Annotated in this window: 16 protein-coding genes, 3 pseudogenes and 2 other annotated features; of the genes and pseudogenes, 3 read left to right on the top strand and 16 right to left on the bottom strand. The window is 33.7% G+C overall.

All coding sequences use genetic code 11. The annotated features are described in order from the left end of the window. Nucleotides 1–81: 81 nt before the first annotated feature. Nucleotides 82–1,782, top strand: coding sequence for a pyruvate oxidase (locus BAQ49_RS12450; RefSeq protein WP_071745568.1), 1,701 nt, complete (start codon nt 82–84; stop codon nt 1,780–1,782). Between the two features lie 45 nt (nt 1,783–1,827). Here BAQ49_RS12450 and BAQ49_RS12445 read toward each other — a convergent pair whose 3' ends face one another. The 6 genes and pseudogenes from BAQ49_RS12445 to BAQ49_RS12420 all read right to left on the bottom strand — a co-directional run. Then, a complete protein-coding gene (locus BAQ49_RS12445; protein ID WP_071745567.1) occupies nt 1,828–2,829 on the bottom strand; it encodes an ABC transporter permease in 1,002 nt (333 codons plus the stop codon). 1 nt (nt 2,830) lies between these two features. Then, nucleotides 2,831–3,695 (bottom strand): annotated as a pseudogene (locus tag BAQ49_RS12440) (ABC transporter permease subunit). A gap of 57 nt (nt 3,696–3,752) precedes the next feature. Then, entirely contained in the window at nt 3,753–5,015 is a 1,263-nt protein-coding gene (locus BAQ49_RS12435; protein WP_071745566.1) for an MFS transporter, read from the bottom strand. A 159-nt stretch (nt 5,016–5,174) separates the two neighbouring features. Next, nucleotides 5,175–7,058, bottom strand: coding sequence for an FtsX-like permease family protein (locus tag BAQ49_RS12430; protein WP_071745565.1), 1,884 nt, complete (start codon nt 7,056–7,058; stop codon nt 5,175–5,177). A 14-nt stretch (nt 7,059–7,072) separates the two neighbouring features. Next, nucleotides 7,073–7,840 (bottom strand): ABC transporter ATP-binding protein, encoded by a 768-nt coding sequence (locus tag BAQ49_RS12425; protein WP_071745564.1) that lies wholly within the window; start codon nt 7,838–7,840, stop codon nt 7,073–7,075. Between the two features lie 270 nt (nt 7,841–8,110). Beyond that, nucleotides 8,111–8,335 (bottom strand): annotated as a pseudogene (locus tag BAQ49_RS12420) (IS3-like element ISBt2 family transposase); the annotation flags it as partial. Nucleotides 8,336–8,536: 201 nt separating this feature from the next. Between BAQ49_RS12420 and BAQ49_RS12415 the strand changes: the two are divergent. Further along, nucleotides 8,537–8,953: a DUF1259 domain-containing protein gene (locus tag BAQ49_RS12415; RefSeq protein ID WP_071745563.1), complete on the top strand. Its 417-nt coding sequence runs from the start codon at nt 8,537–8,539 to the stop codon at nt 8,951–8,953. Nucleotides 8,954–9,188: 235 nt separating this feature from the next. On the opposite strand, the gene BAQ49_RS12410 is transcribed toward BAQ49_RS12415, so the two are convergent. The 8 genes and pseudogenes from BAQ49_RS12410 to BAQ49_RS12380 all read right to left on the bottom strand — a co-directional run. Beyond that, nucleotides 9,189–9,470: a gamma-type small acid-soluble spore protein gene (locus tag BAQ49_RS12410; protein ID WP_071745562.1), complete on the bottom strand. Its 282-nt coding sequence runs from the start codon at nt 9,468–9,470 to the stop codon at nt 9,189–9,191. 278 nt (nt 9,471–9,748) lie between these two features. Next, complete coding sequence (gene hblB, locus BAQ49_RS12405) at nt 9,749–11,149, bottom strand: hemolysin BL regulatory component HblB (RefSeq protein WP_071745561.1); 1,401 nt, start codon at nt 11,147–11,149, stop codon at nt 9,749–9,751. 262 nt (nt 11,150–11,411) lie between these two features. After that, nucleotides 11,412–12,539: a hemolysin BL binding component B gene (gene hblA, locus BAQ49_RS12400; RefSeq protein WP_071745560.1), complete on the bottom strand. Its 1,128-nt coding sequence runs from the start codon at nt 12,537–12,539 to the stop codon at nt 11,412–11,414. Between the two features lie 37 nt (nt 12,540–12,576). After that, on the bottom strand, nt 12,577–13,797 hold the full coding sequence (gene hblD, locus BAQ49_RS12395) for a hemolysin BL lytic component L1 (protein WP_071745559.1): 1,221 nt from the start codon (nt 13,795–13,797) through the stop codon (nt 12,577–12,579). 66 nt (nt 13,798–13,863) lie between these two features. Beyond that, on the bottom strand, nt 13,864–15,183 hold the full coding sequence (hblC, locus tag BAQ49_RS12390; RefSeq protein WP_071745558.1) for a hemolysin BL lytic component L2: 1,320 nt from the start codon (nt 15,181–15,183) through the stop codon (nt 13,864–13,866). Between the two features lie 140 nt (nt 15,184–15,323). Beyond that, a complete protein-coding gene (locus tag BAQ49_RS32910; protein WP_165616042.1) occupies nt 15,324–15,479 on the bottom strand; it encodes a hypothetical protein in 156 nt (51 codons plus the stop codon). A gap of 983 nt (nt 15,480–16,462) precedes the next feature. Continuing rightward, nucleotides 16,463–16,777, bottom strand: coding sequence for a DUF2247 family protein (locus BAQ49_RS12385; RefSeq protein ID WP_414646250.1), 315 nt, complete (start codon nt 16,775–16,777; stop codon nt 16,463–16,465). Nucleotides 16,778–16,803: 26 nt separating this feature from the next. After that, nucleotides 16,804–16,949 (bottom strand): annotated as a pseudogene (locus tag BAQ49_RS12380) (TetR/AcrR family transcriptional regulator); the annotation flags it as partial. Between the two features lie 158 nt (nt 16,950–17,107). Here BAQ49_RS12380 and BAQ49_RS12375 point away from each other — a divergent pair. Next, nucleotides 17,108–17,605, top strand: a complete 498-nt coding sequence (locus BAQ49_RS12375; RefSeq protein ID WP_071745556.1) for a DAPG hydrolase family protein — start codon at nt 17,108–17,110, stop codon at nt 17,603–17,605. Nucleotides 17,606–17,873: 268 nt separating this feature from the next. Here the strand turns inward: BAQ49_RS12375 and thrS are convergent, their stop codons facing one another. Together thrS and rluF are read right to left on the bottom strand one after the other, a co-directional pair. Beyond that, nucleotides 17,874–19,793 (bottom strand): threonine--tRNA ligase, encoded by a 1,920-nt coding sequence (gene thrS / locus BAQ49_RS12370; RefSeq protein ID WP_071745555.1) that lies wholly within the window; start codon nt 19,791–19,793, stop codon nt 17,874–17,876. A 44-nt stretch (nt 19,794–19,837) separates the two neighbouring features. Continuing rightward, nucleotides 19,838–20,059 (bottom strand) — a binding site (T-box leader). 35 nt (nt 20,060–20,094) lie between these two features. Continuing rightward, nucleotides 20,095–20,316 (bottom strand) — a binding site (T-box leader). A gap of 122 nt (nt 20,317–20,438) precedes the next feature. After that, a complete protein-coding gene (gene rluF / locus BAQ49_RS12365) occupies nt 20,439–21,146 on the bottom strand; it encodes a 23S rRNA pseudouridine(2604) synthase RluF (RefSeq protein ID WP_071745554.1) in 708 nt (235 codons plus the stop codon). Nucleotides 21,147–21,459 lie beyond the last annotated feature (313 nt).

The following is a 21,459-nucleotide window of genomic DNA, read 5'->3' as shown; positions in this document are numbered from 1 at the left end:
AGATAAAAATTTTATCAATTGTATATTTTTCCTTTTTCTCCAAAACATAATAGTATCTACCTATTAAAAGGAGGAACAATTATGTTTGGAAAAACAGCCGGTGAAGCATTAGTTGATCTATTAATTGACTGGGGAGTAGAACATATATACGGAATGCCTGGAGATTCCATCAACTCTATTATTGAAGCTTTAAGAAAAAAACAAGATAAAATTAAATTCATTCAAGTTCGTCATGAAGAAGCTGGCGCATTAGCAGCGGCTGCCTATGCAAAATTAACAGGAAAACTAGGTGTTTGTATGGCAATCGCAGGACCTGGCGCTATTCATTTATTAAACGGTTTATATGATGCGAAACTCGATAAAGCCCCGGTATTAGCAATTTCAGGACAAGTGGAATCTGATTTACTCGGAACCGATTTTTTCCAAGAAGTAAACTTAGAAAGAATGTTTGATGATGTTGCGGTTTATAACCAACGCATTATGTCAGCAGAACAACTACCTGCTGTAGTGAATCAAGCGATTCGAATGGCATATACGAAAAAAGGTGTATCTGTTCTAACAATTCCAGATGATGTTCCGAAATTCGAAATAAAAAATGGTGCTCGTGTTACAAACACTTCTTTTACATTGCCTGAGTTATTTCCGCAAGAAAAAGATTTACATGCAGCGAAACTCGCAATAAATGAAGCGAAAAAACCTGTTATTTTAGCCGGGAAAGGAGCAAAACATGCAAGAGAGTCTTTACTTGCATTTGCAGAACACATTGGTGCTCCAATCGTACTTACGTTACCTGCTAAAGGGATTATTCCTGATGAACACCCTCTTTGCATCGGTGGGTTAGGATTAATTGGAACAAAGCCTTCTTATGAGGCAATGAAGCATGCGGATACTTTAATTATGGTTGGTACTTCTTATCCGTTTACTGGTTTCTTACCTGAGAAAGCAAAAACACTTCATATTGATACAGATCCGGCTCAAATCGGGAAACGTTATGCGACAGACATCGGCTTAGCTGGTGATGCTGATAAAACATTAAAATGGTTAATTGAAAATGTAGAAAAACTTGAAGACCATACTTTCTTAGAACACCACCAAGAAATGATGAAAAAGTGGGAAGAAAAATTACACAATCAAGAAGAAGACTCTTCCACTCCAATTAAACCACAGCGAGTTATGCACGCTCTGCAGAAAGTAGCAGAAGATGACGCAATTCTATCAGTCGATGTCGGAAATGTAACAGTATGGACAGCAAGACACTTCCGTATGACGAATCAGCAATTTATCATTTCTAGCTGGCTTGCCACGCTTGGTTGTGGTTTACCTGGTGCCCTTGCTGGAAAAATTGCTTTCCCGGATAAACAAGTATTTGCAGTTTGTGGTGACGGCGGATTCGGAATGACAATGAATGACTTCGTAACAGCTGTTAAATATAAACTACCAATCGTTGTTGTTGTATTAAACAATAATAAAATTGCTATGATTAAATTCGAACAAGAGGTTATGGGTAATATTGAATTTGGTACAGACTTAACGAATCCTGATTTCGCAAAATACGCAGAGGCGTGCGGTGGTATTGGATACCGTGTAGAACATTTAGATGACTTACTTCCTGCCTTTGAAAATGCAGTAAAACAAAATAAACCGTGCATTATTGATGTAGTTGTAGATGTAAATGAAGCACCAATGCCAGCAAAAATCACATTTGGTCAAGCTGCTGGTTATACGAAACATATGATAAAAGAATTATTTGAAGAAGGTAAGATTGATTTACCTCCACTCTAAACGAAAAAAGATAGCTGAAAACAATTTTTCTTCAGCTATCTTTTTTTATTTTTGCACCTCTCTATGAAATGAAAAATCATTCATGGTAGGCTGTATTAGTTTCTCTACTTTCACTTCTTCCTTCTTCCGATTCGCTCTTCTAACATTTCCTAGCTTAATCGCATCTTGCATACTATTACTAATAAGATTTCCTGACAAAATTGTCATACTATAGAAAGCGATTGGTATAAGTACAATCCATGTATGTGTAGTTAAGTGACGGAAGTTTTGTCCGATTAAACCTGTCCACTCTTTTGTTACACTATCTGCTTCTGTACCAAAAATTATTGTTCCGCCAAAAAATAATTCTAACAAACCAAGATGCAAGAGGAGTAATAAAGTACTTACAAATTGCTGGGCTACTAATAAAAGAAATGATGGTAGCATATGCGGCCATACATGACGTTTCAACCTCTGCCACTTACTCCCGCCGAGCACAGTGGCCGCCAACATAAATTCTTCATTCTTAATACGTTTTACTTCTTGCGCTACATACAACATAACAGTTGGTACAGCAAGACACGCAAGAACCACTACTTGAAACGTAACTCGCAAATGAAACGGAGCAGCCTCCTCTCCACTTTCAAACATTAAAACTTCATGTAACATAAAATAGGAAATCATAATCATCGGTACAATGCTAAACGGATCAAAAAAAGATGGGATAACTGAAAATGAGCGTTTACTGTACATACCTAGCAATAAACCAATAGTTCCGCCAATTACTACACGTAAAATTGCGATAACGATACTAGCACCAACTGTCCATTTCGCTCCTTCTATTATTAACTGAAAAAGGTCGCGTCCTTTTTCATCGCTTCCGAACCAAAATTTACTCGATGGTGAAAACGGAGCAGCCTCTAATTCTCCTTTTTCGTTATACATCATCGTTAATTCGCGAATATTCCCGTCAAAAAACACCGTATTTCCAATACTAACAAGCATTAGTACACTCAAAAAAGTAACACCTAGCCAAAATCTCACATCTCTTTTTACAACTTGCCACATGTTACACACGCTCCTTTATAACATTTTTTAAAAGCGTATGTAATATACGAAATAGTATAAAAAGCGGTACGTATAATATAACTAACTCACTGTAAATATTTCTAATTGGAATTTTCTTTTACAAAAACAAACATGCCGTACGTATTAAATAGCCATTCAATAATATATAAATTTGATAACATAAATAAAATATTTGTTTTTGCATAATAGACTGTTGTTAACAAAACGTTTCTTGAAATATGGTGTGTCAAAATATGTCTTAAACTCAGTCCTCTGCTCTTTGCAAATATGCTATAATCTTTCTCTAATTCTTCTCTAAAACGTAATAATAGTAGCTTCATAAATAATAACGTTGTAGGTATAGCAAGGCATATTATTGGTAACATGCGAGCCCTATCCTCACCAAATCCCGCATGTTTCACTGGCATAAATCCTGTTTTTTGAAAGATAATTACTACTAGAAGTTGAGATAGTAAAATTAATAAAATGTCCGGGATACTTTCAAGTGCGACGAAGACTCCATTCCATATACGTTGCTTTGATTGAGAGCGCTGCAATACCCACACAACGATAACATACGCAATGAGTAAAGAAAGGATAAATGCCGAAATAAATACAAACATTGTCTCTACATAATGAATCCATATTTGTGGAAATAACTTTCTTGAGTTCCGAAATCCATAAGTAATTTCACCTGGTTGAAGTAACTTCTCTCCAAGAAACAGAACTGTGTTCCAAAAACCAATTAAATCAATTTGCAATCCCTTAAATAACCGAGGGAGCGCACCTAGACAGATTATACATAAGATTGCAGCTAATAGTTGTAAACAAGTAATCCCACACCATTTAGCAACTCGCATCACCATCACTCTATCTCCCTTACAATTCGATAGAATATTCAGAAATAAAAAAACCTACATATGTTACATCTCTTCAGCTATACACTGCACTTGCTTCCTCCCACTAGGTAAAATAGCTTGATATAAACACATAACCAAAAATAATAAACCAAATAAAATAATAAACAATGTATCTGCACTAATCCATTTCGGGAACAACATTGCTATCACACCGAGAGATAAAAGCTGGAATCCTGTCGTTAATGGACTAAGTAAACTTTGTACACGTCCCATGAATGACTCTTCTACAATTTCATACATCCAGCCCATTATTGCAACATTAATTAATGGTAAAAAGAAAGTCGCAAAAGCGATACATACATAAAAAGACCATACGTGATTTACAAAGTAACACATACCGAAGAAGACTCCTGAGCCTGCCATACCAAAAACAATAATAGATTTTGGTGCATATTTCTTACCTATACTTGTTGCTACTATACTTCCAATTAGTAATGAAATCCCTCCAACTACACCGCCCACCATTGTTAAACTTTCATACGTTGCTGGTGCTAATTTGTATTTTAATATGTAAGTAGTGGATACGCTTAAAATACCGTTTAATAGTCCAAATACGATAAATCCTAAAAGTAATTTTTTTAAAGTTTCATTTTGGTATATATACTTGATCCCTTCTTGAAACTCTGTTATTAACATCTTCAAATTAACTTCTTTCCATTTTGTTCTACCATTTGGTAAACGAACTTTTTCTGGAATGGAGATCGTTTGAATCAAAATACCACTCATAATAAAGGTGAGCGTATTTACTAAAATGCTTCCGTAAATTCCAAAAGTCCAATACACCATCGTTGCAATTCCTACACCAAACAAAGCATACAAACTATTTACCATTTGATTCATACCCGCTGCTACACCATATTGGTCTGATTCAACTACCCCCTGTATCATCGACTGTTCTGATGGAGAGAAAAATTGTATACATGCATTTTCCAAAAATAAAAATATGAAGACGAGTATAATCATCCCGTAATAAAGCGAAATTAGAATTCCAATATTACAAAGCGAACAACATATATTACTTACCGTACAAATACGCTGTCTATCAAAACGATCCACTACTGTCCCTACTAATAGAAAAAAGATTAATGCAGGTAATGCAATCATAATTTGCGTCATCGTTGCGTAAACTGGTTGTTTTCCGTATTGATTTAACAAATAAAACATTAAAGAAATTCCAGCAATCATAGAACCAAGTCGCTCTAAAATATTTGCTAGAAAAAAACGTGCGTACACTTTGTTGCGAAATAACTGTAGCATTTCTTTCATACGTAATATCCTTTCTCTCGACAAAATAGTATTATTTCAGTCATTTCTCGGAAGTCTTGTTATATTTTTCGACTATTATCCAATCTTTTCCTTCTTTATAAAGAACATCCTATTAAAAAAGCCCTTGTTTTCATACAAGGACTTTTCCATTAAACTATTTTATTTCGCTACTTCTTCTTTCGGCATTACCATACCTTTATAAAGTTGGACGGTAATCCAGTAATAGATGAAATAAATGACTAAGAAAATCCCTATTGGCACCCACACCTTTACAAACGGGTCAACTAATATAAAGCTAAATAAGTTAAGCCCTACTAACACGTGGGAAATTCCAATAATCGCTGGGAAGATAAATAAATATGAAATTTCTTTATATATACTCTTTGTTAACATACTACGTCTCACACCGATTTTTCTTAACATTTCATAACGGCGTACGTCACGAGAAGCACCCGTTAATATTTTAAACATAAGAGAACTTGCCATCATTGCTAAAAAGGCAATTCCGAGGAAAAATCCCATAAACATTGTCCCACTCATGAAACTGTTCATAAATTGATAAATTGTCATTTTCGTAAATAAGTCTACTTTTGTACCTGTTGTTTTTTCAATTTGTTCTTTTTGTCTCTTATCTATTTCGATTAACAACGGTTTATATTTTTTCATATCATCTACTTTTGCTAATGTTACAGTGTGTTCTGTTCCTTGAATTCCTTTATAGTGTTCTTCATCTGCAATTCTTACAGGTTTTCCATTAAATTGATTATGTGTAATTTGTATTTCTCTTACAACTGCATCTTCCCAATCTTTTGGCATACGAGGAAGCTTATTCGCTGCTTCAGGAGCTTCTAAAGCAGAATAGACAGGTTCAGTTAAAGGTTCAGCCACACGTTTACGAGCAGGCTCTTTTAAAGTTTTTGTATCAAAGTGATCTGAAACAAGTGGTGGTTTAGCAGTTAAGTCGTTACGTAAATAATAAACCGCTTCTCCATCTACTTTATACTTGTACTTGCTTTCTTCAACGATTTCCATTTCTTTTAATGAAGCTTTATCTTGTTCATTTGGATCATGAATTACAACATCATATACACGAGAAAAGTCTGTCATAATACCTACATTTTTTTGGAACGCCATACCTGCCGTCATCGCACCTGCGCCTAATGCAATTAACATCGCTACAGTGCCTAATACTCTCGATAAACTAGTTACTCGAAAACGTAACTGTGCATAAGTAAAACTATTTAATCCCGTTTCATTTCGTTTTTTATTCCCCTTAATTTTCATTACAAAAAGTGGGAGTAACGAACTAAAAATGAAATACGTTCCTAATGTCGTAACAATTGTCGCTATTATAAAGCCTAGTTCAGCAAACATTTTTATATTTACCATAAAATAGTATCCTGTACTTACTAGCAATACACCTAGTACTGTCATAATAACTGTGCGAGTTTTACTTTTTTTCACTTCATCTTGTGTTTCATCTTCACGTATTAACTCTAATTCTGTTTTACGTAATAATCGGATACTATTCATTAGACCAGTAATGAAAAATAATATTAAGAAGAAAATAGATGTAACTAATATAGCTGGTGTGTACACAGATGCGTAATTACCTTTTGCTGAAATTTCCATTCCATTCATTAAAAAATTCCCTGCTACACTAGCAAGTAACATCCCTACTAAAATCCCAATAATAATACTGACAATACCCATACCAAAAGTCTCAATAAATAATAACTGTGCTACTTTTTTCTTTTTCGCGCCAAGCATCATGTACATACCAAGTTCTTTTCTTCTTAATGTGAGTAAGAAAGAATTGGCATATATGATGTAAAAAACTGTAATGAAAGCAAGCAATATTGCACCAACCCAGAAGACGAGTCTAATACTACTAATGAGACTATTATCTTTCGTAAATTCACTATTCATCGCCATCGTTTGGAACATGTAGAAGATACTAATACTAATAACGAGACCAATAAGTAAAACCATATAATCTTTTAACATCTTTTTCATACTATGACGTGATAATTTGAATAACATATAGTCTCGCCCCCTTACTTAGACTCAGTTGCTGAGCCCATATGAGCAAGCACACCTAAAATGTCTTGATAGAAACTTTCTCGTGTTCCTTGACGCTTTAATTCTTTATAAAGAAGACCATCTTGAATGAATAAAATACGTTCACAATAACTTGCACTAAATGCATCATGTGTAACCATCAAAATACTTACATTGTGATTTTCATGTAAATCTTGCATCGCTTCTAATAAGCTTTTTGCGTTTTTACTATCAAGTGCCCCAGTCGGTTCATCTGCTAATACGATTGCTGGATTATGTACTAAAGCTCGTGCTGCCGCTGTTCTTTGCTTTTGTCCTCCAGAAACAGCAGTCGGATATTTTGTTAAAATTTCAGTAATCCCTAATTTCTTTGCTACTCCATTTACCTTCCCAGTAATTTCACTTGACGGTACACCTTGCAGAGAAAGTGGTAAAGCGATATTTTCATAAATTGATAAATTCTCTAGTAAGTTAAAATCTTGAAAAATAAATCCTAATTTTTGAGAACGAAAATCTGATAATGCATTACCCTTCATAGAAGTAATATTTGTGCCAGCTATTGTTACACTTCCACCTGTCGCTTGATCAAGTGTACTAATTACATTTAGTAATGTCGTTTTTCCAGATCCAGAAGGACCCATAATCCCTACAAACTCCCCTTCTTTAATACTTAATGAAACACCCCTTAATGCTTTTGACTGATTCTCATTTCTTTTCCCATACGTTTTTTCTACACTTTCTACAGTAACTACATTTGTTGACATCTCTTTCACTCCATCCCTTTTGTATAGAATAAATTTCTCACATATTTCTTATCTTTTTGTCATATAAACCCTTAAATTTTTTAACTTTTCGAACTAAAAAGAAATATGAATTATATCACCCCTTAATATTCTCATCTTTCTAAAATCTGTTCATTCGATTTCTCTTACATTTACCTTACAATTTTGTAAGGTAAAAAAGAAAACACACCATTTTGAAGTTGAAGTGAACCAGAAAACGGGACACATATCAAAACACCTAAACCATCTGCCCAATTCGCTTAGCTCTTTCGGCCCATTTCCAAAAGGATATTGTTTTCCTACAGGTTGTTGAAAATAATAAGTTGGATCTGTACGATACCATTTCATCCATGTCTAAATTGGGGAAACATTTTTAATTTCGAGTATTTCCATAATGGTACGATTTGAATAGTCATCCTTTTTCAACTCAATCCCTTTCCACTTTACTTCTTCTGGGCAATGTACCCTTCCCTTCAAATAAAAAACACCTCCGTTGAATTTGCATACTTAGTATGCGAATTCAGAAGATGTTTTTTCATGTACCACTATTTGGGTTCACTTCATATATGGGTGTCTTTTCTTTATGGGAATTTCTTAAATTACTTATATAAAAGCTAATGGACGAGTATTAATATTTATGAAGTAACTTTTATCTGCTAAGAAAGGGGCATCAGATTTATGAACAACCTTAATTTCCTTTGTGAGCAATTTGCTAAAATTTTTAATGGAAAGAGCAACATAAATCAGGGTGTTTGTTCTGTCTCCTTGCGTCGTAATATTAAAGTGTTTGTTCAAGGACGACCAAGCACCTCTGTGATACCGGTTGGGATATCTTTTGAATCGTTAGATCAAAATGGCAATGCGTTGAACTTAGGGGAAATCGCTATTTTACAAGAAGAAATTCCTTTATTTATACAATCAATTGTTCAACAAGGGATTATTGTTAGCGCCTTACATAATCATTGGTTATATATGAAACCATTGATTATGTATATTCATATCCAATCTGTTGAACCACCATTAAGTTTTGCAAAAAAACTGGCAAATTCCTTTTCTGTTTTAAGTAGTTATCCAATTACTGATAACGGAGGCTAATGTTAAGTAGATCATATTTATTCATTTCTAGATACATTGAATTCCGATAATGAGAATTATGTAAATGAGCTGTCCATATGGGCGGCTTATTATATTTTTTGCTTAGCTTGTTTTTTCAAAAATGCTGGCGGTACCCCTTCAATAAAGGCTCAGACACAAAAATAGGCCGTGGAGAAGACTTTCTCCACGGTCTGAGAAAAGACTTCTCTTAAGATAGAGAAGTCTTTTTCCTTCATTATTGATTAGAACTAGAAGATTGGGATTTTTTTGCCTCAGCTTGTGCATTCGCTTGTTTCACTGCATGCACATCCGTTTCAGTTGCAAATTCTGTACCATAACTAGCATTCGCACTTTGTGCACCTGAAGCTTGTGCTTTCTTTGCCTCAGCCTGTGCATTCGCTTGTTTTACTGCTTGTACATTTGTTTCAGTTGCGAATTCTGTACCATAGCTAGCATTTGTACTTTGGATGCTAGCACCAGAAGTTGCCTTATTGTAACCTTGTTGTTTTTTGTTCACCTTTCTCACCTCCACAATCAATATTGTAGCCAATCCATTTAAAAGCTATCCTTAATTTTATTTTTAAACTTCCGTATATACGTCACTTTCAATAAGGCCTTCTGGACCTTTAGGCGTATATTTAAATGTTTTGCCTACGCGGTTTAAATATTCAATACTTCGACAAATTTTTCATCGACTTACTAAAATAGTAGTCTATTTACACGTCTATCAAATAAAAAAGTTGACAATTACTAAAGCAAAAAAAGCTCTTTCTTTTTGCTCATTCATTTTCAGGTTCAGTTCATTATATTTTCTACTTTGTCTTTATATACAACATATTCTTTTCCATCCACTACTGCTACCACCGCAAATTCATCTTTTAGATTAAATGAAAGCCAGTCAGCCCACATGCTTGTATTTGGTCCTCCACCCCACATATTATGAACCGTGTTTTTAGTTAAATTCATAACTTTATAAGACGCATTTGGTGCATTTGATCCGGTCTTTATTTCAAATGTATATGCGTTATGAATTTTTTTATAAAAGTAGGAAACGCTTGATGGACGAAGCTGATTCATAAAATCTTGTTCTTTTTTCTCTGCAATTTTTATCCCTTCTTGTAATGTGACAACATCTGTTCTTATTGTTTTCCAACTATCTTTTGCTGCATTCAAGTTAGGTACTAAGAATTTATATCTATTTTGATCAGCTTTTTGATTAGCTGTATCAATATGTCCCAGTACGCCCGAATATTGAGAGTCTAAATCATCCCATTGCGTGGACATAAAAGTAAGAGCAGTAATAGCACTATCAATCGCACTATGCATATCACTAATATTATGAAACGCAACTCCTACTACACGATTTAATGTTATCTTATAATCTACATTCTGACGTAATTTTGCTAATTCCGGCTCTAGCCAGCCTAACTTACCTCTTGCATCACCTATCATTATCCCACCAGCAATCAATGTTGGGAGAAAGGGGATCTTTACCATGTCTAAGCCCTTAGATTCTATGTCTTTCTGATAGTTTATTTGCCCTAAAAGGTCCTCTAAATGCTTTTGATCATCCTCAACCGCAGCTCCTTGGTTTTTTAAAATAGACTGCAAGGTCTCTTTATGGCTTCCAAATACTCTAACATCTTCTCCAATAGCATTTTTAAATTTAGTTAATTCTTCTATTAATACTTTTGCAGACTTTTGATTTTGTTGAATTCCCCCCCGTAAATCTGTAATCCTTTTTTTTAAAGTATCTCCATTCCCAGTATTGATCGCCTCTACTAATGTTTCATAATGATTTTCAAATTTTGTATCGTATTCAATAATACCTGTCAATGTATCTAAAAGCTGTTTTTTTACTTTCGTATTCCATGAAACTGCATGTGCTCTTGCATTGTTTTGATCTTGTACAATTTTACTAGGTAAATCTGCATACCCATTAATAGTAATTCCTTCAAAACTCACATCCGGATTATTCATTAACAAATAAGAATATTCATTCATAGATTTTACAAATAACCCAGCATCTTGCACAGTTTTTATCATCTGTTCTTCATTTGCTGAAAGAGACATATTTCCATTGTTAGTTTGTTCAATTTCACTTGCAAAAGCTGCTACCGGTGTAACTGCATAAGTTGTTGTCATAGTTAAAAATGTCGATACAGCGAGTATTTTATAAGGGATTTTTTTCATCATTTTATACTTCTCCTATATAGGTTTTGTTTTTTAATTCTATTCTTCTTTAAAAGCGACATCTTTCAAATTTTTTGAAAATCTGCAATACAGCACGGTTATCTTGGTATCTGGGTACAAATTTTATAAAGACGAAAGGCGAAGTCATTAATGAGACTCCGCCTTTCTGGTGTATAAGGATTTATTAATTGTCGCATTACTATTTAACAACGTAATCATAGATTCTCTATGTTTTAGGTGACTTTGCAACAGAATTAATGTTTCCTTATTTTTGCGGAGTAACAGGCTCCACTTTTAATTCTTTGATTCCTTCTTTTAAAGTGACCGCATCTGTGTGTAATGTTTTCCAACTGTCTTTCGCTGCATTCAAGTTAGGTTTTAAGAATTTAAATTTATTTTGATCCACTTTTTGAGATGCAGTTTCAATATGTCCAAGTACTCCCGAATATTGAGAATCCAAATCATGCCACTGCGTGGACATATAAGTAAGAGAATTAATAGCATCATCAAGCGCCTTATGCATTTCACTAATATTATTGTAAGCAACTCCAACTACACGATTTAATGTTACTTTATAATCTACAGTCTGACGTAATTGTGCTAATAAAGGCTCTAACTTGCCTAAATTATCTCTTGCTACACCCACTATAATACCGCCAATTAACGGTAGGCCCAAAATGGCACCCTTCATTACATCAAACCCATCAGATTCTAATTGTTTATAATAGTTTACTGATCCTAAAACTTCATCTAGACGCTTTTGATCAGCCTCAACATCTACACCTTGGTTTTTTAAAATCGACTGTAAGAGATCTTTATTGCTTCCAAATGCTCTAACATCTTGTCCAATAGAGTCTCTTAATTTAGTTAATTCTTCTATTAATTGTTGTGCATACTTTTGATTTTGTTGAATTTCACCTCGTAAATCTGTAATCCCTTCTTTTAAAGTATCTCCATCTCCTGTATTAATCGCATCTACCATTGTGTCATAATAATTGTCAAATGTTGTATCGTATTCAATAATACCCGTCAATGTATCTAAAAGCTGTTTTTTCACCTTCGTATCCCATGTAACAGCATGTGCCCTTGCATTCTTTTGATCTTGTACAATTCTACCAGGTAAATCTACATATCCATTAATAGTAATCCCTTCAAAGTTCACATCTGGATTTTTAATTAACATATAAGAATAAGCATTCATAGATTTTGCAAATAACCCAGCCTTTTGCAAAGTTTCTTTCATCTTCGCTTCATTTGCTGAAAGAGCCGTATCTCCATTGTTAGTTTGTTCAATTTCACTTGCAAAAGCTGCTACTGGTGAGACTATAGAAGTTGTTGTCATAGTTAAAAGAGCTGATGCAACGATTAGTTTGTACGGGATTTTTTTAATCATTTTATATTCCTCCAATATAGGTTATGATTATAAAATTCTATTCTTGTTTAAAAGCAATATCTTTCGAAATGAATTCTGCATCTTTATGAATATCATTCCAACTTTGTTTAGCAGCCTTTAAATCATCAGGTATCAACGAGAGTTTATGCTCTTGCATTTGGTCGATATTATCATACAAATCTGTATAATTAGCTCCCATTTTATTCCATTGTTGTTGAATATTCGTTAGAGACAGTATCGCTTGATCCACTGTCTGATACAGATATGCCAAAGTGTCTTTCGCGTTAGTAAGCGAAATAACAGCTTGGCTAGCGAGATCAGCTTTTGTACTTAATTGTCCCATTTTGTTAGAAATTTCGTTATAGGAGTCCATATGCTTAGATGCCGTGACACCAGCTGCTGTTCCTAAACCAATTCCAGCTGCACCAAGAGCTGTAAGGCCACCAACAACAGCTGGTGTTGCTGTACCGCCAGTCACAACAATCACTACCGCTCCTGCAATAGCGCCAATAACTAAAATGACTGCTCCTAATCCACCGCCAATTGACCATGCTAATACATTGTCAAAATGTTCTTTCTGAGTAGAATGTAGCTTCTCAATTTCAGCTTGAAGTTGTGGAATTAGCGCTTGTTGACCCGCTAATAGTGCCGTTAATCCACCTTTTCCATCTGGGCCGCCTACATTATTTTTAAAATCTGTAGAATTTGTATATAGTTTTGCTTTGAAGTCCTGTAACATCTTAATTACTTCTGTAACCTCTTTTGAATTTGTATTAATTGTAGTTATTAAATCATTTATACCCTCTTTTAAGCCTGCCTTATCTTTCTTTTGTACAGTATCTACTAATGTGTCGTAATAATTTTGAAATTGTTCATCGTAATTTACAATATTACGTGCTGTTTTTTGAATCTTTGGTTTCGCTGTATCTAGCCAATAATTAGCATTGATTCGCGACAGTTCCTGATTAAGGTGAATGTTTTTGATTAATTCTCCTCCTTCTGAACCTAAATCAATATTGGATAGATTTACATTCGGTTGTTTAATCATTGTTTTTGCGTATAAATCCATTACAAGAATATGAGATCCTGTTTCAGCCAATGCTTTCTTCAGTCCCTCAGGCCCTAATTTATAATTCTCTACTTTTTGTTCTTGAGCGGTCTTTTCTTGTGCAAATGCATGAATAGTGTTACCGGTAGTAGCAGTTATAACCGTTGCCAGAGTAGCTAAAGTTAACACTTTAAATGGAAATTTTTTCATAACTATTCTCCTTCTCATTCTTTCGCTAGATTCTTATAATCTTTTTAGATTCCCAAAAACATAATATTAAAATTTATAGACCTGTTCTTCAAGGTAACTTATTACATTTTTTAATTGTCTTAATGTATCTTTTTGAGACTGCTGGCTAGTTGTATCAACATTAGTAGATAATTTTGTAATGCTATTTTTTATTAGACCCAAATCTTCCTTATAACGTTTTAGTAGGTCAAGTTCTACATCTACTTGATATGCAAAGGTATGTAAATCATTTTGCATAATAAGAAGCATTGATTTTTGTAAATCTGCTATTTTTAGGTTCTTAGTTAAATCATAAAATTTTTGGTTTTGTGCCTCTAAATCTGCTAAATGTGTTCGCTGTTCTGCTGTTAATTTATTTACTTCAGCGAAAGCACTATATGTTTTCTTAATTTTTTCAGGGTCAATAGCTTTCGTAAGGTCATACTCTTTTGTTTTTGCAACTGCAGCTGCAGCTATTTCAGCTTGTTTGCTTTTCTCAATTGCTTCACGGGCTTCTTTTTTGGCAGCTTCAATCTCTAGAGCAGATTTACCCTTTTCTTTCGCTTCTTGCTCTGCTTTTTTCTCTGCTTCTATAATAGAGTTGTTAATTTCTTTACCTTTGTTATACGCTGCTACTGCAGTTTGAGCAGCAGGTTCAATGATATCTTTTGAAAGGTTATAGACTTCTTTGAATATAACAAACCCTTGTTCATTTAAAGCTCCTGGTAATAATGCTATTTGTTGTAAATCATTTTGAATTGATTTTTGGGTATTTTGTAATTCATTTTTTAGCTGATCTATTTTCCCTGTTCCGTCTGAACTTAGTACACCCTGTGCTTTTGCTACATCCATATCGAGATCTTGAAGTTTTTTATCCAGCTGTAATTTAAGATCTGTTAATTCATTAATCTGTCTTTGTACGTTTTCTTGATTCGTCATAGTCATATCTTGAAGAACCTCAAGTCTATCCAAAAACCCTTCTTTATCTTCTTTATTGTCTACAAACTCTTTTAATGCTGGGTAATAGTTATTAAATTTAGTTACAAACCCTTTACTTTTTGAATTTACTAGAATTAAATGTGGATAAAGTTCTGATGACCATTCCTTCATATCTTGCTTGATTAGGGATTGATTTGTATTTAAAGCTGGGACTTCTGCTAGCTGTACATTAGGGCTCATTAAACCTTGATCAATATATGTTTGGATTAATTTAGATTGTGCACCTAATTTTCGTAATGATGAGGAAATATCCATGCTTTCCTGTTGAGTTTCTGCATGAACGATTGGTGTTGCGAGAGTATTGATAGGAATAGTCGCCCCAGTTACAATTGATGTTATAAAAAATCCTGAAATTATTTTATTTTTCATTCCGTACGCCCCTTTACTATTGTCTATTTACAATCTTACACATACATCTTGAACGACCTAGCGCTAGGCTCTTTTTGTCACATGCTCTAGGAAGGAGAAATCTTTCGGATAGAGTGTTAAACCTCGTTATTATTTACTTCTCATAGAAAGTAAGGATATTCTTTTCTTTTAATTCGAATATTAAATTTTTCGGAAGTAAATAATAAAATTTCATCACCTATATTTGAATTAACTGCCCAATGATAAGTATAATATTTATTTTTCTCTTGAGTTGCTGCTACTGCTAACCCCGCCATGACCTTTTTGATAATAATTTCATAATATCTCTCCTAGTTTTGTCAACAGGGCCCTACAAGATTACAAAAGATGAATTTATACTGTACATTGCTTATACTTTTATTACGGAATAAAATCATTTTTGCTATGTAGAAACTTAAAACACTTTTTTCAAATGCTATACTTTCGAGATTCTAGCCCCTTTTAAAAGTGACATAATATTAAGATAATTAATTTCAACATAATGTTACTTGCAACTTTACTGCACATTTATTAGTGCAATCTTCTCCTCCCTTGAGTGGTCATACCATTTACACCTTTATTAAAACATTAAATTTTTAATACGTAAATAGTAGAATTTTGTCGATTGCATTCAATAATTTAACTATTAAGTATTAATACGAACGAAAATGTTATACTTATAAAATGATTTTTAAATTTTATTTAAGTAATTATAGCAGTTACAACTTGATATACTTAGTTAAATGGCGTCATTTTTAATATATATAAAATAACTAATATAATTTGAATTTTGTTTAATATAATTTAATCACACTCTGCATATCGATCCCCTTTATTTATATATGCATCATTACATATTTCTCCATAGATAAAAACAACAAATAAACAATAAATACAAGACGGATAAATAACAAATAACAACAAATAGAAGACAAATAAGCAACAAATAACAACATTTCTAAAAAACGTGTCGTTATTTGTTATTTTCCGTTATAAGAGATATAACGGAATATTAATTTTTAATAAATAATTGATTTGTTATTTAAGTCCCTACATTACAGTACATGTAAATCGATTTGGAAAGTAGCATATTGATTCAAATCGAAAACCACCCGAACTAGCATTGGATCTTTCATTCTCTTCAAAAAAAGTAGCTTTCACTTAAATAATGCATAATAAAAGCCGTAGGAGTATAACCTACGACTTTGTAAAGGAATCTCGATTTACTATAAAATATCCTCTAAAGGTTTATTCTTATGATTTAAACCTCCTGTAAAGCTTTCTGTTCACTTTGTAAGAATGAATCTAGTTTATCTATCAGTCGTCTAATATTTTCATTTTTGGTATACTTACTTGAATCATAGCCTTCATCCGGTTCTAAATAATAAATAAACCCTTTCATATCCTCTGGATAATTAAAATCACTATACAGGTTAGCTACATTCTCTAATAAAGTATCATAATCATTATTTTTTTCTCTCATAGACATTAAAATAGAGTACTTCCATTTTCGTTGCTCAATTTCACTATTCCAATGTATTGCTAAATCCATGACTATGGTTACTATTAATTCAATAGCTTTTTCTTTATCATATTTTCCCCATGTAAGTAAAATGTCCCTCGATTAATATTGGCCCTAGCTGTAATATCCTTAACCGTAATGGAATCAAACCCTTTTTCATTTATTAATTATCACGTATCGCTTCTTTAGTACGAGCTACGCGTAAATCAGCATATACACATTCCACTTTTTACCTCTTTAATTTTTTTAGACATATTTTTATATAATGTTCAGAATACAACAGATCAGCTATTTCTGTTTATTGAACACATAAGATACCCATACTATAATACTTAATACAAATAACCAACACCATGTTGGTTTAAAAAAACAGGAGGTATAGAAATGAAAAACCAAGTATCACTAGTAGTTGAACATAAATTGAATGACGTAACACCAGAAATGATTGACTGGTGGTGGGATAATATTGATAACCCTGAACGATATAAACTATGGCACCCAGAAGAACATGTTGATTTTAAGTGGTTAATTGACCCTAAAGTACATGGACACGTAGGAGCCATATCAGCTTCAATCGAATCTGCGGGGGATGGACTGGAATTCCCGCTAAGAATTAGATGGGAAGATCCTAAAGATTGCCCTATCAATATCCATTACAGCCATGTTTTAATGGGTTCATGTTTAGATGATGATGACGATGTCATTTCACAAGTAATACATCAATACGAACAATCTGATAACGGTACAGTAATGACTTCTACATTCATTTTCCCAAAAGGATTACCACCATTTATTAATCTAAGTGGTTTATATAAACACAATGTAGAAGAAATGAGTGAGTTCAGCAAATTTTTACCGAAACTTTTTGAAGAAAATTTGTAAGGCAAGTTAACAGCTTTACTTTTAATAAGTGAATAACTAGAAAACAAATCGGCCCCCAACATTTTAGATATGTCTACAATGTTGGGGGCCTTTCAATATCAAATCAATCACTTTCCACTTTACTTCATTCGGGTAATGTACTCTTCCCTTCAAATGAAAAACACCTCCGTTGAATTGACATACTTAGTATGCGAATTCAGGAGGTGTTTTTTTCATGTGCCATTATTCGAGTTCACTTCATTATAATGGCGTATTTTCTAATCAATTATTATTTTCTATTCTTTATTTCCTCTTCAATACTTGCCGCAAATACATCTAGCGAAACAACATCCGACTTCTCTTCCCCATATTTTCGTACATTTACAGCTTCGCTTTCCATTTCCTTATCCCCAATAACAAGAACATACGGAACTTTTTGCATTTGTGCTTCTCTAATTTTATACCCCAATTTTTCATCACGTATATCTTGTTCAACACGAATTCCGGCTTGTGCTAATTTATCTGCAATCCTATTTGCATATTGTTCGTGCACTGCATTCGAAACTGGAATTACTTTCACTTGAACTGGTGCCACCCACACTGGGAACGCGCCTCCAAAGTGCTCAATTAATATTGCTAAAAAGCGGTCTAAAGATCCTAAAACTGCTCGGTGAATGACAACTGGTCTTCTCTTTTCATTCTTCTCATCTATATAATTTAAATCGAATTTCTCTGGCATTTGGAAATCAAGCTGAATTGTACCGCACTGGTGACTTCTATTTAAAGCATCTTTAATATGGAAATCAATCTTCGGTCCGTAAAATGCACCGTCACCTTCATTTAGTCGATATTTATAATTCAATGAATGTAATACATTTTCTAATGCGGCTTCTGCTTGCTCCCATAACTTATCATCACCCATTGAATCTTCTGGACGAGTAGACAGCTCTACTTCATACTCAAATCCAAAAGTTTTATATACGTAATCAATTTGCGCCATTACGGATTTAATTTCATCTTCAATTTGTTCTGGTGTTACAAATAAATGAGCATCATCTTGGCAGAAAGTACGAACTCTTAATAATCCGTTTAATGCCCCGCTAAATTCATGTCGATGAACTTGACCGAACTCACACATGCGAATTGGTAATTCACGATAAGAATGCAATTTATTTTTAAACATAAGCATATGTCCTGGGCAGTTCATCGGTTTTAATGCAAAACTTTTATTGTCTACTTCTGAGAAATACATGTTGTCCTTGTAATGCCCCCAGTGTCCTGATTTCTCCCATAATTCTTGGTTCATCATAAACGGAGTGCGTACTTCTTGATAATTGTACTCTTTTTGAATTTCTCTTAAAAATGCTTCTAATTCATTGCGAATAATCTGTCCTTTCGGCAAGTAAAACGGCATTCCTGGAGCCTCTTCTGAAAACATAAATAACTCTAATTCACTACCTAACTTACGATGATTTCTCTTTGCTGCTTCCTCAACAAAATGTAAATATTCTTCTAATTCTTTTTGAGAAGAGAATGCAACACCATAAATACGCTGAAGCACTTGATTGTTACTATCGCCTCGCCAATATGCACCAGAAACATGAGTTAATTGGAAGGCTTTCAAATAGCCTGTTGACGGTAAATGTGGTCCTCTACATAAATCTACAAATTCACCTTGTTTATATAGTGTTACACTTTCCCCATTAGGAATTGCTTCTAAAAGTTCTAATTTCAGGTGATCGTTCATTTCTTTAAACAGTTTTTTTGCCTCTTCTCGCGAGACCTCAACTCGTTCTATTTTTACATTTTCATTTATAATCTTTTTCATTTCTTTTTCGATTTTCGGTAAATCTTCTACGTTTACACTACTCGGAAGATCCATATCATAATAAAATCCATTTTCAATAACAGGCCCTACCCCCAAGTTTATGTCACCATACATTCTTTTTACAGCTTGCGCTAAAATATGTGCAGCGGAGTGTCTTGCAATTTCTACACCTTCATTTGAATCTATAGTAATGATTTCTACTTCCACATTTTCTTCAATGTTTCGGCGTAAATCAAAAAGTTGATTGTTTACTTTTCCTGCAACTGCTTTCTTTTTTAAACTACTGCTAATAGATCCAGCAATTTCTTCTAAAGTAATGCCTTTCACAAATTCTTTAACGCTACCATCTGGAAATTTAATTTCAATCATCTTTTCTTTCATTTTTCATCTCTCCATTTCATAATAAAAAGCACACTCATCCCTAAAATAGGGACGAGCGTGCTTATACCCGTGGTTCCACCCAGATTCCCATCACAATATGCAATGGCTTCTTTTACGGTAACGTCGTTTACACGGCACTAGATACTTAATTTCCCCAGTGCAGCTCTAAGGTGGTAAGTTATTTTTCTGCGTTAGGAAGTTCTCAGCTTTCCTTCCTTCTCTGTATAACCGGGTAAAATAACTCGTGTCCTTTTCTTCGCTTATTATGAAATTGAATGCAAAAAAGCATATTCATCCCTAAAATAGGGACGAATATGCTTATATCCGTGGTTCCACCCAGATTCCCATCACAAAATGCAATGGCTTCCTTTGCGATAACGTCGCATACACGGCACTAGATACTTAGTTTCCCTAGTGCAGCTCTAAGGTGGTAAGTTATTTTTCTGCGTTAGGAAGTTCTCAGCTTTCCTTCCCTCTCTGTATAACCGGGTAAAATAACTCGTGTCCTTTTCTTTGCTTTTATAAAACATCCATTTATTGTTATTTAATATATCTTATTCATTTTATTTTTGCAAGTGTTAAATAATATTATTTATTTAATTTAAAAAAGTGAAACCAAAAAGAATTTGGTTTCACTTCTCAATTTTACCAATCTTGTGGTTCGTAATTTAAGTCTGAAAATAGACGTCTTTTCTCTTTCTTCGATAAATCTCTCCACTGCCCAACTGGTAAATTATTCAATTCTATATTCATAATTCTCGTACGTTTTAACGTGTATACTTGATAACCTAAAGCTTCACACATACGGCGAATTTGACGATTCAACCCTTGTGTTAAAATAATTTGGAATTCATATTTTGATAACTGTGTTACTTCACAAGGAAGTGTTTTTGTTCCTAAAATTTTAACACCCGCTGCCATTTTCTCTAAGAAATCAGGTGTAATCGGCTTATCTACTGAAACGATATATTCTTTTTCATGCTTGTTTTCAGCACGTAAAATCTCATTAACTATATCGCCATCATTCGTTAATAAAATTAAACCATCTGAGTCTTTATCGAGACGTCCAATATGACTAATTCGTAAAGGATGATTCACTAAATCGATAATATTACCTTTTACTGCTTTTTCACTTGTACATGTAATACCTACTGGTTTATTTAAAGCGATATACACATGGTCTCGAGCAATACGAAGTTGCTCTCCATTTACTCGTACGTCATCACCTGGATTTACTTGGTCACCAATTTTTGCAACCTTACCATTAATAATTACTTTTCTTTCGTTAATTAACTTATCTGCTCCACGTCGAGACGCTTTTCCAGCTTCACTAATAAATTTATTGATACGCAAGTTAGGCACATCCTTTTCATAAAAAATTTCAAGCTCACACTGCTTCTACCGTACAATACAAAAGGGTAAGCCTCCTATTATAACTTAAATATATTAACATGAAAGGGTATATGACGTCTTCACTTAATTACATGTTTACACGAAAATAATTGGTCTTCTTTTCCTTTTCACCTCAAACTGTTTAGCAGTCCATAGATTAACCCTTAAATATATCATCATTTATTTACTTTTTTCATAGATAATATACCGATATAAGTTTGATTAATGATGCCTAAATAACTCACAATATGTGAAAAACAAAAAAGAATCCTTT

The sequence above is a fragment of the Bacillus proteolyticus genome, assembly GCF_001884065.1.
In the GTDB taxonomy this organism is placed as follows: Bacteria; Bacillota; Bacilli; order Bacillales; family Bacillaceae_G; genus Bacillus_A; species Bacillus_A proteolyticus.
This window is presented reverse-complemented; position numbering and strand designations above follow the sequence as displayed.